Raw genomic sequence first — 16852 nt, forward strand, 5'->3', positions numbered from 1 at the left:
GTCCATATTGAGATGATTTCCGTCATGTCCTCCGCTGCATCATTCCGCACAGAAAAAGACCTGCTTGGCGTACTCGAAGTACCCGCCCAAGCGTATTACGGCATCCAGACCCTGCGAGCGGTGAATAACTTCCGCCTCTCGGGCGTTCCGATTTCGCATTACCCGAAATTGGTGGTCGGCCTGGCAATGGTCAAGCAAGCAGCCGCTGATGCCAACCGCGAGTTGGGTCAGCTTAGCGAAGCCAAGCACGCTGCCATCAGCGAAGCCTGTGCCCGTCTGATCCGCGGCGATTTCCACGAAGAGTTCGTGGTGGACATGATTCAAGGCGGCGCCGGCACTTCAACCAACATGAATGCCAACGAAGTCATCGCCAACATCGCGCTGGAGGCCATGGGTCACCAGAAGGGCGAATATCAATACCTGCACCCCAACAACGACGTGAACATGGCGCAGTCGACCAACGACGCCTACCCAACCGCGATCCGTCTGGGTCTGCTGCTGGGCCATGACGCGCTGCTGGCCAGCCTCGACAGCCTGATCCAAGCCTTCGCCGCCAAAGGCGTCGAGTTCGGCCACGTGCTGAAAATGGGCCGCACCCAATTGCAAGACGCCGTGCCGATGACCCTCGGCCAGGAATTCCGCGCCTTCGCCACCACCCTCAGCGAAGACCTGGCACGCCTGAAAACCCTGGCGCCAGAGCTGCTGACCGAAGTGAACCTGGGCGGCACCGCCATCGGCACCGGCATCAACGCCGACCCGCGTTACCAGGCCCTGGCCGTGCAACGCCTGGCCACCATCAGCGGCCAACCGCTGGTACCGGCTGCCGACCTGATCGAAGCCACCTCCGACATGGGCGCCTTCGTGCTGTTCTCCGGCATGCTCAAGCGTACCGCCGTGAAGCTGTCGAAGATCTGCAACGACCTGCGCCTGCTGTCCAGCGGCCCACGCACAGGGATCAATGAGATCAACCTGCCAGCGCGTCAGCCAGGCAGCTCGATCATGCCCGGCAAGGTCAACCCGGTCATCCCGGAAGCCGTGAACCAGGTAGCGTTCCAAGTCATCGGCAACGACCTGGCCCTGACCATGGCAGCCGAAGGCGGCCAACTGCAGTTGAACGTGATGGAGCCGCTGATCGCCTTCAAGATCTTCGACTCGATCCGCCTGCTGCAACGCGCCATGGACATGCTGCGCGAGCACTGCATCGTCGGCATCACCGCCAACGAAGCACGCTGCCGCGAACTGGTGGAACATTCCATCGGTCTTGTCACCGCGCTGAACCCGTACATCGGCTATGAAAACGCCACCCGCATTGCGCGTATCGCCCTCGAAAGCGGCCGCGGAGTGCTGGAACTGGTGCGCGAAGAAGGCTTGCTCGACGACGCCATGCTCGACGACATCCTGCGCCCCGAAAACATGATCGCTCCACGTTTGGTCCCGTTGAAGGCCTAAGCGTTTGTTGCACCGCTCACCAGGTTGAGGGACTAGACACCTCTCACCTTTTGAGGGCCTGAAGGCTCGTTCTTCAGGCCCTTTTTTTTGCCTCAAGGTTGTGAAATGAAGCCCATAAAAATTCCAATATCGCCCTGCAAACCCGCCTTGCCCGAATCAGCGGCGCTGAAACCTTTAATCGGCCCGTGCAGACGTATCACGTACTCCTAGGTATAGTGCCGCCCCTCTCGCGTCTGCGGCCGTCGGTAACGAGGCCCGGTACAGCGCGAAACCGCATGAATAACAACACCCGCAAAAGGATTGGGGTCGAACTGTCGCGCACTGCCTGGTGCCATGCGACGTGTCGGACCGTCCTGCGTTTGCCATTAGAAAAATCAGCGAGGAACACTCCATGCTCGAAGTCATCAACGACTTCCTCTCAGGGAAAGTACTGATCGTGCTCATTGTCGGGCTCGGCGGTTATTTCACGATCCGCTCGCGTTTCGTTCAATTGCGTCACTTTTTCCACATGTTCTCGGTGTTCAAAGACAGCTTGAAGAGCAGCTCCGGCCAACTCAGCTCGTTCCAGGCGCTGATGCTCAGCCTCGCCGGTCGCGTGGGCGCCGGTAACATCGCCGGTGTCGGTATTGCCGTAACCCTCGGCGGCCCGGGTGCCGTGTTCTGGATGTGGGTCACCGCGCTGGTGGGTATGTCGTCGAGCTTCATCGAATGCTCCCTCGGCCAGCTGTACAAGCGCACCGACGCAGAGGGCACCTACCGTGGCGGCCCGGCTTATTACATCCAGCACGGTTTGCAGAAGCGCTGGCTGGGTATGGTCATGGCGTTCCTGCTGCTGGTGACCTTTGGCTTCGCCTTCAACGGCCTGCAAGCCCATGCCGTGACTCACTCGCTGAACAACGCTTTCGGCCTCGACACCACCTACACCGGCCTCGCGCTGGCGGTGCTGCTGGGCCTGGTGTTCATCGGCGGGATCAAGCGCATCGCGTCCATCGCCGACCTGCTGGTCCCGGTCAAAACCCTGGTGTACATCGCCGTGACCCTGTACGTGATCGTGCTGCAATTCGACCACGTGCCGGCCATGCTCGCGACCATCGTCAAGAGCGCTTTCGGCCTCGACCAAGCCTTCGGTGGCCTGGTAGGCAGCGCGATCATCATGGGCGTGAAACGCGGCGTGTTCGCCAACGAAGCCGGTCTGGGCAGTGCGCCTAACGTGGCAGCGGTGGCTTCCGTAGAACACCCGATCGCCCAAGGCGTGGTCCAGGCGTTCAGCGTTTTCCTCGACACTTTCGTGATCTGCACCTGCACCGCGCTGCTGATCCTGCTCTCCGGTTTCTACACCCCAGGCTTTGAAGGCGACGGCATTGCCCTGACCCAGAACTCCCTGGCCGCTGTGGTCGGTGACTGGGGCCGCATGTTCATCTCGGTGGCCCTGGCTTTGTTCGTGTTCACCTCGATCATGTACAACTACTACCTCGGCGAGAGCAACCTGCGCTTCCTGGTGGGCAACAACCGTAAGGTGCTGATGGGTTATCGCGCGCTGGTGCTGGTGCTGATTTTCTGGGGCTCGATCGAGAACCTGGGCACCGTATTCGCCTTCGCCGACATCACCATGACCATGCTCGCCTTCGTCAACCTGTTCGCCCTGGCGTTCCTGTTCAAGATCGCCATGCGTGTGCTGGACGACTACGACCGCCAACGCGCTGCGGGCATCAAGACCCCGGTGTTTGATTCCAGCCAATTCCCGGACCTGGATCTGGACCGCAAGGCCTGGCCGGCCAACCCGGCAAAACCGGACGCGGCCCCATCGGCTGAACTGAACGCTCAAGTACAACGCTGAGCGCAGCTAGATAGATGACACGCCGCCTGGCCTTGGGCATGCTCTGGGCCCGGCGGCGTTTTTCGTTCAGGAGATTTGTTCATGCAACCAGCTAACAACGTGATGGTGCTCTACACCGGCGGGACCATTGGCATGCAGGCCAGCGCGAATGGCCTGGCGCCCGCGTCCGGCTTCGAAGCGCGCATGCGCGAGCAACTGGCCGACGCGCCATTGCCAGCCTGGCGCTTTCGCGAAATGGCGCCGCTGATCGACAGTGCCAACATGACCCCCGCTTACTGGCAGCGCCTGCGCAGTGCCGTGGTCGAGGCCGTGGACGAGGGCTGCGATGCGGTGTTGATCCTGCACGGCACCGACACCCTGGCCTACAGCGCGGCGGCCATGAGCTTCCAACTGCTGGGTTTGCCGGCGCCGGTGGTGTTTACCGGCTCGATGCTGCCGGCCGGCGTACCTGACAGCGATGCCTGGGAAAACGTCAGCGGCGCGTTGACCGCGCTGGGCGAAGGCCTGAACGCCGGCGTGCACCTGTTTTTCCACGGTGCGCTGATGGCGCCGACCCGCTGCGCGAAAGTGCGCAGCTTTGGTCGCAACCCCTTCGCCGCGCTGCAGCGTAACGGTGGCGTAGCCAAGGCCGAGGCACTGCCCGCCGCCCTGGATTATCGCCAGCCCAAGGCCGTGGCCAACGTCGGCGTGTTGCCGCTGGTGCCGGGCATCGCCGCCGCGCAGTTGGATGCGCTGGTCGACAGCGGCATCCAGGCGCTGCTGCTTGAATGCTATGGCAGCGGCACCGGGCCCAGCGACAACCCGGCGTTCCTCGCCAGCCTCCAGCGCGCGCAGGATCAGGGCGTGGTCGTGGTCGCAATCACCCAATGCCATGAAGGTGGCGTGGAGCTGGATGTGTATGAAGCCGGCAGCCGCCTGCGCGGCGTGGGCGTGCTGTCCGGTGGCGGCATGACCCGCGAGGCCGCGTTCGGCAAGCTCAATGCGTTGATCGGCGCAGGCCTGGCCAACGCCGAGATTCGCCGCCTGGTCGAACTGGACCTGTGCGCCGAGTTGGCTTGAGATCCGATTCAAGCGATCCGGTAGAGCGTCACTCCCGCCACGATCCCGGCGGCGCACGGCATGGGAATTGCTCGGCTCAGGTATTCATTGGCCGGGATCATCCCCATGCTGCACTCGCACCTGACTACCCTCAACGCCGTTTCGCTGGTGCTTGAGGCTTTCAGCGCCCAGGGCATCAGCCCTGAGGTGCTGTTGGCCGGCAGCGGTATTGCAGCGGCGGACCTGAACCACGCCGATACACGCATCACCACGCGCCAGGAAATGCAGGTGTGCGCCAACGCGGTGGCCCTGCGCCAAGCCATCGGCCTGGAACTGGGCCAGCGCATGCGCGTGTCGTCCTACGGCCTGTTGGGCTATGCGCTGCTCACCAGTGCCACCTTCGGTGACGCTTTACGCCTGGCCCTGCGCTACCCGGCGCTGTTGGGAACACTTTTCGAGCTGAGCCTTGAGGAGGACGGCCAACGCGTCTGGTTCACCGCCCGCGATTACCGTGAAGACCCTGCGCTGGCCGCGTTCAATATTGAGTTGTGCCTGGCTTCACTCAACGTCATCTGCGACGACTTGCTCGGTCGCCCGCTCCCTCTGCTGGGTGCGCGTTTTGAATACCCGGCGCCAACCTACCAGGCGCGTTACGAAGAGCGCTTCGCCTGCCCGCTGGAATTCAACGCCACCAGCAACGCCTTTGCCTTCGACCGCCAGTGGCTCGATCAACCGCTGCCCTTGGCCGACGCCGTCACCCATCGCGCCATGACCGAGCGCTGCCGCAAACAAAACACCGAGTTCACCGGACGCCAGGCCTGGCTGGGCCGCGTGCGTCAACTGCTGGCGGCGCAACTGCCGGCAGCGCCAGGGCTGGATAAACTGGCGGAGCAGTTGAATTGCTCGCCACGCACCTTACGCCGGCACCTGCATGACTTGGGCAGCAGCTATCAGGAGTTGCTCGACGAACTGCGCTTCGAGCAGGCCAAGCAGTGGCTGGCCAACGATGCAATGCCCATCCACCGCATTGCCGAGCACCTGGGTTTCAGTGAGACCGCCAGCTTCCGTCATGCCTTTGTGCGCTGGAGCGGAGTCGCGCCAAGCCAGTTCCGCCCCTGATCCCCACGTCCAGGCGGGGTGAATACGGACAGTGTCTTTGGCCATATTCATCCCCTTTTGGCCGCTCCTGCCGTTCTCTTGCCGCGTCGGCGAGGCAACACTGCAAGACACCGCCAAACGCCTGCGAGTACACCACTATGCTGACGATCTACTCGGACGATCACCATCTGCACCACGGTCGATGCGAACTGATGGACGGGCAACTGATGCCCTGTTTCGAAATGCCCTCCCGTGCTGATCACGTACTGCAACGGGTCAAGGACCGTGATCTGGGGCCGGTGCGAGCCCCCGAGGACTTTGGATTGGCACCGCTGCAACGCATCCACAGCCACGCCTACCTGGATTTTTTCAAAGGGGCCTGGGCACGCTGGGTTGAGTTCGGCCAGGACGGCGACCTGCTGCCCTACACGTGGCCAGCCCGCACCTTGCGCCGCGTGCTGCCCACCAGCCTGCACGGTCAATTGGGCTATTACAGCTTCGACGGCGGCGCGCCGATCACCGCCGGCACCTGGCAAGCGGCCTATAGCGCAGCGCAGGTGGCGCTGACCGCGCAACAAGCGATTCAACAAGGTGCTCAAAGTGCCTTTGCCCTCTGCCGCCCACCGGGGCACCACGCTGCAGGCGACTTGATGGGCGGCTATTGCTACCTCAATAACGCTGCAATTGCCGCCCAGGCCTTTCTCGATCAAGGCCATGCCAAGGTCGCGATCCTTGATGTGGATTACCACCACGGCAACGGCACCCAATCGATTTTCTATGACCGCAGTGACGTGCTGTTCACCTCGATCCACGGACATCCGGAAGCCGAGTTTCCGTTCTTCCTCGGCTATGCCGATGAGCTGGGCGACGGCGCCGGTAAGGGCTTCAATTTCAATTACCCGCTGCCGGCCGGTGCCGGCTGGGATACCTGGAGCGCCGCGCTGGATCAGGCCTGCGCGCAAATCGAGCGCTATGGCGCCGACATCATCGTGGTGTCCCTGGGGGTAGACACGTTCAAGGACGATCCCATCTCGCAGTTCAAGCTCGACAGCCCGGATTACCTGGAGATGGGTGCGCGTATCGCCCGGCTGGGCAAGCCCACGCTGTTCGTCATGGAAGGCGGCTACGCGGTGGAAGAAATCGGCATCAATGCCGTCAACGTTCTCGAAGGTTTTGAGGGGTCAATCCAATGAACATGCTCAAGTCGCTTGCGCTGTGCGCCGCCGTATTAAGCAGCGCCGTCCACGCCGAGGAAAGAACCCTGCGGGTCTACAACTGGTTCGACTACATCACCCCCAAGGCGCTGGAAGACTTCAAGGGTCAGAACCCTCAGATCAAACTGGTCTACGACATCTTCGACACCAATGAAGCCCTGGAAGCCAAGCTACTCACCGGCAACTCCGGCTATGACGTGGTGGTGCCGTCCAACGTGTTCCTGGCCAAGCAGATTGAAGCCGGTGTGTTTCAGCCCCTGGACCGCAGCCAGTTACCAAACTGGAACCACCTCGACCCCAAGCTGATGAAGCTGATCGAGGCCAATGACCCCGGTAATAAATTCGCCGTGCCCTACATGTACGGCACCATCCTGATTGGCTTCAACCCGGCCAAGGTCAAGGCCGTGCTGGGCGACAACGCTCCCGTGAACAGCTGGGACCTGATCTTCAAGGAAGAGAACATCAGCAAGCTCAAGCAGTGCGGCGTCGCCCTGCTGGATTCGCCATCGGAAATCCTGCCGCTGGCCTTGCAGTATCTGGGCCTGGACCCCAACAGCAATAACCCGAAGGACTATGAGAAAGCCGAAGCCCTGCTGCTTAAAATCCGCCCGTACATCACCTACTTCCACTCCTCCAAATACATGGCCGATATCGCCAATGGCGACATCTGTGTGGCCGTCGGTTATTCCGGCAGCTTCTCCCAGGCTGCCAACCGCGCCAAGGAGGCCAGGAACGGCGTGACCGTGGACATGCGCCTGCCCAAGGAAGGCGCGCCGATCTGGTTCGACATGCTCGCCATTCCCAAGGGCGCAAAGAACCCGCAGGACGCCTACGCCTTCATCAACTACCTGCTGCAACCTGAGGTGATTGCGCCGATCAGCGATTTCGTCGGCTACCCCAACCCGAACAAGGACGCCACCGAACGGGTCGACCCGACCATCCGCAATAACCCTAACCTGTACCCGACCGAGGCGGCGATGGCGACGTTGTACACCTTGAAGCCGTTGGACAGTAAAGCTGAACGCGCCAGGACCCGGGCCTGGACCAAGATCAAATCGGGGACCTGACCGCACCTCACACAGGACTCAGGCTAAGTAATTACCGCCCGCGCCAATCCTCCCCTCACTACCGTTGTCCTCTGCAACGGCGCCGCACCCCGGCGCCGTACTTCCCAAGAAAGGGCCCCGAGCCACCCACGCTCACGCGCCCTTCATTTCTGCAAAGGACTTGCCTATGCCTGAAGCAACGCTTCCTGATCATCCGTCGGCCACCAGCCACAATCGACCCCCTACTACCTATGAGCTACTGACTCAACTGACCTCCGGCCCGAACAGCCGGGAGGTGGCCGCCGTGACCCTGCGCTCGGCGCTCAAGGAGCTGTATCCAACCCTGGCCATCGACCCGGACCTGGCCATGGTCGTCACGCCGAATTGGCGCGTCGTCGATGATCAAGTCCTATCCGCCCCGGCCTATGCCATGTCGCTCACTTCGGTGCTGGCAAGCCAGATGCTGAACCCGAAGCCGGTGATCTACCTCGATGGCGAACACTTCCTGACACTGCAACCCGACGCCCGGCCACCGGTGCATTTACCGGTAAAAATCGATGCCATTGCGCGCATGATCAATGAGCTGTCAGAACTGATGCTGTCTGCCTTCCAGGAGCAGTACCTCAATTACTGGAATGCCTCCGATGGCCGAAGCGGGCACCGCTGGAAAGTGTTCTCACAATCCCTGCGCAAAGTATGGAATGTCACGGCGCAAGAGGGCTGGGATGAACATGATTGCGCCATAGCCAGGTCGCTGTTCCTTTTTCCGGAGCGAGCCACACGCTCTGCCCAGGACAGCTACAACACTCACGCCTACCTGATCGACGTCGATGCGCTGCAAGACAGCCAGACCGCTCACACCGCCCTCATGGACATCGCCGTAGTGATTGGTGAGCATGAGCAGGGCAAGCGGGTCCTGGTTTACTCACTGGTCAACGGCTACGAAAAATTCGACTCGCTGGAGCAATTCGGAGAACAACTGCCCGACCGAATGAACGCACGGAACAATGAGCTAAGCCTGCAGTGGCGGCTGTACGAACCGCCGGGCAATTTCTTCGACAGCCTGGCCGGCGCACTGATTGCGTTGCAACTCGACGCAATAGGCTCGATTGACAAAGACGACCGCAAAGCGATCAACGTGGACGCCGACGCCAGCCCCCTGGTCGCGGTTGCCAACGTCCTGCCGGTGGTCGAGGACTTGAGCGATCACTCGCTATCCAATATCCGTGACATCCATGAGCGGTTGCCCGACTGGCTGGCCCACGCCTCGGACTTGGATATTTCCATCTACAGTCGGCGCGTGATCGATCTTGCCGAGTTGCATACCCTCCAGAAGGGCGCGTCCTTCAATGACGATATTGCGCCGATCCGCGAATACACCCGCGATCAGTTGCAGAGCCAGATTCGTGCGCACGCCCAAGGTGCAAACATCAACGTCGACAAGATCGAAGTTCACATCGAAAGCCCGGTTGTCTGGGGAAGCACGTTCATCGTGCCCACGGCGCCGGACATCACACGCCGTAACCTGATCGACCTAGCCCTGGAAAACCTCACAGGCCTGCCGACCGGCCAACCCCGCGTGCTCTATAACGGCAGCGCAGCTCCCCCGTGGCTGTCTTACACCTACCTGAAGGGCGTGATTGAAAACATCGATATCGGCCAGCACTACCCGGCGCTGATCAAGCGCACGCTGCTGGAAGATACGGTTCAGGCCAAGGGCAGACAAACGCTCTACATCAACCATTTGCGCGTACAGCTGCCTTTGCTGGCACTGCAACTCAAGATTCGCCAACAGCACGGGGTCGATGAACTCGGTGCGCGCTACGTCGCTGCCGTAATGCAGGACGAAGACCACGGGCGACTCGTCGACGGGCAGGAGATTGTCATTCGCCCCTTGGCATTCTTACCGACCTTGCGCCCCGGCAATGATCAGGATGTGGTTGCCAATATGTTCGTGATCGGCGCCAAAGACGCCGCCGCGGGCCCGTGCCTGCTGTACCGTCCCTTGCTGGAACCAACGCTGCTGCAGTATCCGTCACGGCAAAACCTGATCTACGCCATCAAACACACGCGCCCACTTCGCGACTCGGTGCTGGCCTGGCTGCCAGAGGCGGCGCGCTTCAACTACGCGCAGTATGTATTCCCCGATAAATGGCCATCGCCATGGACGGTCATTCGAGGGCTGGTCGAGCCGCAGGTCATGGTGTACATGAGCGGCTCCATTACCTTGAGCGACCAGGTGCTTGGCGCAGCCCCGCTGGCCGCACTGTTCAAAGCCAATGCCGAGGCCATGGTCGAACTGGCGGGCCGCCAGTCAGTCTCCAATGCGCAAAAACGCTGGGCAACCTTGCGCCAGGCAGGCTGGCAAATCTTCAATGCGACGTTGCCGTTCCTGGGGCGCACGGCCGGTATCGCCGCCTGGATCTGGCAGATCATGGATGACTTGCAGGACATCGCCCAGCAGGACAACCCCGAAGCGGACCCCGAAGGCGCCTGGATAGCCCAGGTCGACCTGTTACTCAACCTTGGCATGGCCCTGGCGCTGCACGGGGCCTTGCGTCACGCGCCGGTCGAAAAACCCAGCGAAGAAACCAGGCTGAAAACAGAATCGTCAGCGGTCGAACCCGCCGAAAAAGTCGAGCCGCCGCCCAGCAAAACCTCCGTGGCCCGGCTGGACAACGTAACGGGCACCGAGCTGCCGAGTCGGCACCAGGGCCTGCTGAACATTCGCGGCGCCATCCCCACCGACCGTCCAAGCCTGGAGGCCACACTGGACAGCTTCAAAATCGAGAGGCCCGCGGGCCTGGAACCTCAGGTCACAGAGCCTGGTATCTATCTGCACCTCTACCCGAACGCCCAGAAATGGTACGCCGTGGTCGGCACGCGCTGGTTCGAAGTCAACGTAGACGAAGCGGATAACGTGGTCATCATCGACCCAGGCAATCCCTCGCGAATGGGCCCCATGCTACTCAACAACAAGGCGGGCCAATGGTTTGTGGACACACGCCTGCGCCTGCGCGGTGGTGGCTTCAAAAACCGGCGCAAGGCCGTGCAAACCCGCAATACGTCTCGAATCGGCGACCTGCGCAGGCAGCTCGACGAATTCGACGCTAATGAGCGCAGCAGGCAGTCGGAAATCGCCGGCGCACACACGGCGATAGGCGACGAAGCAGGCCCCTCCACCGAATTGCGCCGCCAGAGCTTCATCGACAAGGTCGACGCCCGAATCCTGGATTACGACGTGCCGATCCGCCAACTCAGGTCACTGGGCATTATCGATAACGTGCCCAACTACCAGAGCTCCATGATCGACTATTTGCACAAGCAACTGCTGTTGACGCGCTCCGCCATCAACCAACGCTTACCGCGGTTCCGTGAAACCCTGGAAAGCTCCGTCCCGAGCCTTGAGTCGGTCACCGGCATTGATGCCAAGACCAAGACACAAACCGCCCGGGCCATGTCGGACATGACGGGCGAAATGATCAGACGCATGGAGTACGTGGAGACACGTTTTCATGAACTGGAAACGCTTGGCATCGACGGCAACAAGGTCATTCAGAGCACGCAACACGCCCTGCCCAAGCTTCAATTGCGGGACTTGAAGGCGTTTCAAGTCACCCTGGCCCGTCACCTGTGCGTCCAAGAGGGCGACGGCGAAGCGTTCGATACTGCGCGCGAGCTGCTCGACACCATCGTCGATGCCGCCGATCTTCACATACAGAGCTGCACGGAGGCGCTGGCCGACACGGCTATTCGCTCGTTGGAGGAGCGTATCGACGTGCTCAACAGCCTGGTCGATCAATTTTCCATCGTTGACCAGCGCCTGCTGGACCTGCATGCCGAATACCCCGAGCAGGTACAGCGCGAGCCCCTGGAAATCCTGCGCAAGCAGATCAACGAATTCAATCAGCACTTCGTTCGCGAGCTGGCCCTGTTGCTCAGGGAAAGCAAAGCGTTGGAGCCCAAGCCCGGCAGTTCGAAAACCGCATCACCCCCCAAGCGCAAGATCATCAAGACACGCTTCAACGGCGTGGTGGTCGGCGAACCGCGCGCGGCCGAAGAAGGGCTGGTGGATGTAAAGTCGCCGCTGACGGGCAAAGTCATTGCGACCTTCCATGAGAAAGAGCCTGGGGTGTGGGTCGAACGCGATAGCCGCCCTTCCGGACCGCGACCGCCCCAGGCAATAGACCTGAACGTGAGCCTCGAAGAGGGTGACCAGTTGCTTCAGGACGAACCTGCCGCGACCTTGCGGACCCTGGGCCACTCAAAAAAGGCCGGGCGCATTCCGGTCGAAATCGAGGAGATGTTCCACCAATACGCCGCTCGCCTGGAGCGTGCCGTCAGCCGCATCGAAGAAGCGTTGACCCAACGTAATCTGACCGAAAGCGATCGCCCTTCCGCAGCCTCCACTAACAAGCAGCTCAACGACACGGCGCAGCGCCTGTACGAGCTGGGCACCACGACCCGGATCAGCATGACCAAGCAGCAACCGCCCACAGCGGCACGGGTGGAGTGGCTGTTTGACCGGGGTTTGGTGGAAATTGCCAAGGTCATCACCCGGCGTCGCCTCAAGGGGCCGGGCAAAGACTTTCTGGACGAGTACGAAATACGCGACCATCAAACCCACAACGTGCTGTGGTATGCCCACTTTCACTACAGCTCAGCGCAAGCGGCCGCCGAAGAATATATCGCCGGGCACCTCAAGACGCGTGAACAACAGAAGCAAGGGGGAAGCCTGCAGCGCACCGGCTTGAACGACCACGACCAGATCGCGATTTACCGCAGTCAGATCGGGTCGAAACTCGCCAAATCGCTTTTTTTTGACAGCTGACCGTGCTGCTTGTCGGCGCCCCAGGCCTTGCGCAGACGCTTCAGCGCGTCGGCAATCGCGGCTTCAGGCACGGCGGCAAACCCCAACACCAGGCCGGCGCGCTGATCCGCCGGCGTGGTGGAGTGCGCCAGCCAGTAGCTGCTCAGACCATTGACCTCAACGTCGGCCGAGCGGGCCTGATCCAGCAGTTGCTGTTCGCGGGCCAAGCTGTCCACGCGCACCGTCATGTGCAGCCCCGCCGCTACGCTCGGCAACTCGCCAACCCCCGGCAGACCGCTGGGCCAACCGGCCAGCAAGGCATTGCGCCGGCTTAATGCTGCGCGGCGCATGCGGCGGATGTGCCGTTGAAAATGGCCCGCCGCCATGAACTCGGCCATCACTGCCTGAGTGCTGACTTCCGAGTGGCGCATGTCGACAGCGCGGCGCCGTGAGAAGGCGTCCACCAGACCCGGCGGCAACACCAGATAACCCAGGCGCAGCGCCGGAAACGCGACTTTGCCGAAGGTGCCCACGTAGAGCACGCGACCACTGCGGTCCAGCGCGGCCAACGGTGACAGGGGCGCGCCGCTGTATCGGTATTCGCCGTCGTAGTCATCTTCGACGATCCAGCCGCCTCGGCGCTCGGCCCAGGCCAGCAATTCCAAGCGCCGCGCCAGGCTCATCACCACGCCCAAAGGGTATTGATGGGAAGGCGTGACGTACGCCAGGCGACAGTCGCCCAGTTGATCAAGGGCCTGGCAGTCGATGCCGTCACTGTCCACCGGCACCCCATGCAGGCACCCACCGGCCAGGGCAAATGCATGGCCTGCGGCGCGATAGCCAGGGTTTTCCACGGCCACGCCATCGCCGGGCTCCACCAGCAACTGTGCACAAAGGCTAATCGCCTGCTGTGCACCACTGGTGATCACTATTTGCTCAGCCGTACATTGCATCCCCCGCGAACTGCGCAGGTATGCCGCGATCAGCCCGCGCAGACGCCCATCGCCTGCGGGGTCGCCATAGCACAGCTGTTGCAGGTCCGGCTTGCGCCAGAAGGCCCCGTTCAGCTTGGCCCAGACCTCGAACGGGAACAGATCGAAAGCCGGCACACCGACCCGAAACGCCTTCGGCGGCCCTGCGGGTGGCTGCGACAGATAGTGGTTTTGCAGTCGCCCCAGGGCCGGTCTGTGGATAACTTCATCATCGAGATCCGCCGGCAAATTTTCCCATTTTGTGGATAAGGCTGGGGATAAGCCTGTGTGTAACCCTGTGGATACTTTTGTGGATAGTTTTTCCGTCGAGGGCAGTTGAGCGACGTAAGTGCCATCGCCGACACGCCCTTCGATAAACCCCTCGGCATACAGTTGATCGTAGGCACGTACCACGCTGTTGCGGGAAATCGACAGCGCGGCGGCCAGGTCACGGCTGGCCGGCAGCCGCGTGCCACTGATCAGGCGACCATCGAGTACGCGCTGGCGTAGGGCTTCATAGAGCTGGCGCGTCAGGCCCCGGCCGCGATCCAGCTCGATACCGGCGGGGGTGAATGACAGAGGCGGCGCAGTCGGCGACATATTGGACCTATGAAATTGGCCGTAGATGGCTCTTACAACGGACCATTAGCCTGCCTAGGATACTGGCATTCGCCAAGGAAAATATTCATGTACACACCTCGCGCCTTTGCCCTCGACGACTTACCCGAACTGCATCAATTGATCCAGCACTCCCGCCTGGCGCAACTGGTGACCTTTGGCGAGCAAGGCCTGCAAGCCAGCCACTTGCCGCTGCTGCTCAACCCCGATGAAGGCCCCAACGGCACGCTTTACGGGCACTTGGCCAAGGCCAATCCGCAGTGGCGCGATTTACAGAATGGCAACGACGCCCTGCTGATTTTTGCCGGCGCCGACGCGTACATCAGCCCGGCGTTTTACCCGGCCAAGGCCGAGCACGGCAAAGTGGTGCCGACCTGGAATTACATCGCCGTGCATGCCTACGGCAAGGCCGAGGTGTTTACCGATGCCGAGCGCCTGCTGGCGCTGGTCAGCGCCCTCACCGACCGCCACGAAGGTAACCGTGCGCAACCATGGAAAGTCAGCGACGCCCCCGCTGATTACATCGACGGCATGCTCAAGGCCATCGTCGGCTTTGCATTGCCCATCGAGCGCCTGATCGGCAAACGCAAACTCAGCCAGAACCGCAGCGCGGCGGACATCGCCGGCGTGCGCGATGGCCTCGCCGCCAGCGCGGACGTGCGCGACCAGACCCTCGCACGTTTTATTCCCCAAGGAGTTTCAGAATGAGCCAGATCGACATCCGCCAGGTCACCGCAGCCGACCACGCCGCCTGGTTGCCGCTGTGGCAGGCGTACTTGACGTTCTACAACACCGAACTGCCGGACGCCGTCAGCCAAAGCACCTGGCAGCGCCTGATCGACGCCAGCGAGCCGACCCATTCGGCACTGGCCTGGCAGGACGGCAAGGCGGTGGGCATGGTCAACTTCATCTATCACCGATCTAATTGGAGCATCGAGAACTCCTGCTATTTGCAGGATTTGCTGGTGGACCCTGCCCAACGCGGCACCGGTGTCGGCCATAAACTGATCGAGTTCGTCTACGCCACTGCCAAGGCCGACGGCTGCTGCAAGGTGCACTGGCTGACCCACGAGACCAACGCCACCGCGATCCAACTCTACGAGCGCATCGCCGAACGCCCTGGCTTCATTCAATTTCGTAAAGGTCTTTAAGGAGCGCAGCATGTCTACTTCCCTCGCCGACTGGAAAGGCGTCCCGGCGCCCACCGCTCAACTGCTCGAAGGGCGCTTTATCCACCTGGAAAAACTCGACCCGGCGCGCCACGCCGATCAACTGTGGCAAGCCCTCGAAGGCCCCGGCGCCGACCCCAAGCTGTGGGATTACTTGCCGTACGGCCCGTTTACCGAGCGCGCCGCGTTCGATGCGTGGCTGAACAACCACGCGGCCAATACCGACCCGTACTTCTTCAGCATCGTCGACCGCGCGACCGGCCAGGTGCAGGGCATCCTCAGCCTGATGTCCATCGTCCCGGCCCAAGGCCGCATAGAAATCGGGCATGTCACCTTCGGCGCGCCGATGCAGCGCTCACCCAAAAGCACCGAAGCGGTGTACCTCTTGGCCAAATACGCGTTCGAGCAGGGCTACCGCCGCCTGGAATGGAAGTGCAACAACGGCAACGCCCGCTCCAAATATGCGGCTGAGCGGTTGGGGTTCAGTTTTGAGGGGGTGTTCCGCCAGCATATGGTGGTCAAGGGGCAGAACCGGGATACGGCGTGGTATTCGATTTTGGATTCGGAATGGCCGACGGTGGGCGCGGGGTTTGAGGCGTGGTTGTCGGAGTCCAACCAAACCGCCTCGGGTCAGGTAAAAAGCCTGGCGCAGTGCCGCCAGGCTTAAGCCTTAGTTCAGCTTCTGGGCCAGCACCGCAATGTGCTCCGGCCCGATCCCGCAGCAACCGCCCAGGTGGCTGGCACCGCGTTTCTGCCAGTCCGCGGCCCAATGCAGGTAGCCCGGCGGATCGAGGTCCTCGCGCAACGGATCCAGGCCATCGTTGGCCGTGGCTTCCTTGGGTTGCGGCGGGAAGGCATTGGCGTAGGCGCCGATCTGGATCGACACGCCCAGACGCTCGAAGGTTTGACGCGCCGCGTCGATGGCCGCGCCAATCACTTCCGGCTGGCTGCAATTGAACAACAACACTTGCACACCCAACTGCGCCGCCACTTCGGCCGCGTCTGCCACCGGCTCGCCGGAGCGCAGGCGCGGGACGTCGTCAGTGTCTTCATCTTTCAAGGTAAACGACAGCCAGAACGGCTTGCCATCCTGAGGCAGGCCCGCATGAATCGCCCGCGCCTCGACGATTGAACTCTGGGTTTCCGCCAGCCACAAGTCGACGTGGGGCGCGAGCCCCTGCACCAGTGGGGTGAGCAACTCAGACACGCGCTGTGCTTCAAACAAGTCCGGACGATAGGAGCCAAACAGCGGCGGCAGCGAACCGGCCACCCGCACGTTTTTGCCCGACGCCGTTACCGCACGACGCGCCAATTCGCCGGCCAACGCCGCCAAGGCCTGGCCTTCGGCAGCAAACCGCGCTTCACCGATATGAAACGGCACCACCGCGTAGCTGTTGCTGGTGATCACGTTGGCACCGCTGTCGATATAGGCCGCATGCACAGCCTCCACCGCCTGCGGCGCTTCGCTCAGCGCCAATGCCGACCACTCCGGCTGGCGAAACGGCGCGCCACGGCGCTGCAGTTCACGGCCCATGCCGCCATCGAGAATTACTGTTTCTGCGCCCATATGCTTTTTACTCATAAGCTTATGAAAATAACTCA

The 16852-nt window shown here is 61.8% G+C and carries 12 protein-coding genes; 10 read left to right on the top strand and 2 right to left on the bottom strand.

Translation table 11 applies throughout. The features are described 5' to 3' along the window. The first annotated feature begins 24 nt into the window (after positions 1 to 24). The 7 genes from aspA to AOA61_RS11560 all read left to right on the top strand — a co-directional run bounded on the left by aspA (position 25) and on the right by AOA61_RS11560 (position 12513). On the top strand, positions 25 to 1449 hold the full coding sequence (gene aspA / locus AOA61_RS11530; RefSeq protein WP_032884466.1) for an aspartate ammonia-lyase: 1425 nt from the start codon (positions 25 to 27) through the stop codon (positions 1447 to 1449). Positions 1450 to 1840: 391 nt separating this feature from the next. Continuing rightward, entirely contained in the window at positions 1841 to 3286 is a 1446-nt protein-coding gene (locus AOA61_RS11535; protein WP_095185233.1) for a sodium:alanine symporter family protein, read from the top strand. Positions 3287 to 3367: 81 nt separating this feature from the next. Next, the gene (locus AOA61_RS11540) at positions 3368 to 4345 is read left to right on the top strand and encodes an asparaginase (protein ID WP_032884468.1); all 978 of its coding nucleotides are present in this window, start codon (positions 3368 to 3370) and stop codon (positions 4343 to 4345) included. A gap of 105 nt (positions 4346 to 4450) precedes the next feature. Further along, positions 4451 to 5443, top strand: a complete 993-nt coding sequence (locus AOA61_RS11545) for an AraC family transcriptional regulator (protein ID WP_032884469.1) — start codon at positions 4451 to 4453, stop codon at positions 5441 to 5443. 137 nt (positions 5444 to 5580) lie between these two features. Continuing rightward, positions 5581 to 6615 (top strand): histone deacetylase family protein, encoded by a 1035-nt coding sequence (locus AOA61_RS11550; protein ID WP_099601774.1) that lies wholly within the window; start codon positions 5581 to 5583, stop codon positions 6613 to 6615. Then, positions 6612 to 7703, top strand: a complete 1092-nt coding sequence (locus AOA61_RS11555; RefSeq protein WP_032884471.1) for a polyamine ABC transporter substrate-binding protein — start codon at positions 6612 to 6614, stop codon at positions 7701 to 7703. The genes AOA61_RS11550 and AOA61_RS11555 overlap by 4 nt, the downstream gene beginning before the upstream one ends. Before the next feature lie 166 nt (positions 7704 to 7869). Then, on the top strand, positions 7870 to 12513 hold the full coding sequence (locus AOA61_RS11560) for a DUF6543 domain-containing protein (RefSeq protein ID WP_099601775.1): 4644 nt from the start codon (positions 7870 to 7872) through the stop codon (positions 12511 to 12513). On the opposite strand, the gene AOA61_RS11565 is transcribed toward AOA61_RS11560, so the two are convergent. Next, complete coding sequence (locus AOA61_RS11565; protein WP_099601776.1) at positions 12468 to 14063, bottom strand: PLP-dependent aminotransferase family protein; 1596 nt, start codon at positions 14061 to 14063, stop codon at positions 12468 to 12470. The genes AOA61_RS11560 and AOA61_RS11565 overlap by 46 nt on opposite strands. 87 nt (positions 14064 to 14150) lie before the next feature. Between AOA61_RS11565 and AOA61_RS11570 the strand changes: the two genes are divergently transcribed. The 3 genes from AOA61_RS11570 to AOA61_RS11580 are packed head-to-tail and all read left to right on the top strand — an operon-like array spanning position 14151 to position 15917. After that, positions 14151 to 14789 carry an FMN-binding negative transcriptional regulator gene (locus AOA61_RS11570; RefSeq protein ID WP_099601777.1) on the top strand — a complete coding sequence of 213 codons (639 nt, stop codon included), beginning with the start codon at positions 14151 to 14153 and terminating at the stop codon, positions 14787 to 14789. Further along, positions 14786 to 15232: a GNAT family N-acetyltransferase gene (locus AOA61_RS11575; protein WP_099601778.1), complete on the top strand. Its 447-nt coding sequence runs from the start codon at positions 14786 to 14788 to the stop codon at positions 15230 to 15232. Before AOA61_RS11570 ends, AOA61_RS11575 begins: the two co-directional genes overlap by 4 nt. Before the next feature lie 10 nt (positions 15233 to 15242). Beyond that, complete coding sequence (locus AOA61_RS11580) at positions 15243 to 15917, top strand: GNAT family N-acetyltransferase (protein ID WP_032884476.1); 675 nt, start codon at positions 15243 to 15245, stop codon at positions 15915 to 15917. Positions 15918 to 15920: 3 nt separating this feature from the next. Here AOA61_RS11580 and AOA61_RS11585 read toward each other — a convergent pair whose 3' ends face one another. Next, positions 15921 to 16817 carry a homocysteine S-methyltransferase family protein gene (locus AOA61_RS11585; protein WP_095185240.1) on the bottom strand — a complete coding sequence of 299 codons (897 nt, stop codon included), beginning with the start codon at positions 16815 to 16817 and terminating at the stop codon, positions 15921 to 15923. Between the last annotated feature and the right edge of the window lie 35 nt (positions 16818 to 16852).

Origin of the sequence: Pseudomonas sp. 2995-1 (assembly GCF_002742505.1) — a bacterium.
In the GTDB taxonomy this organism is placed as follows: Bacteria; Pseudomonadota; Gammaproteobacteria; order Pseudomonadales; family Pseudomonadaceae; genus Aquipseudomonas; species Aquipseudomonas sivasensis.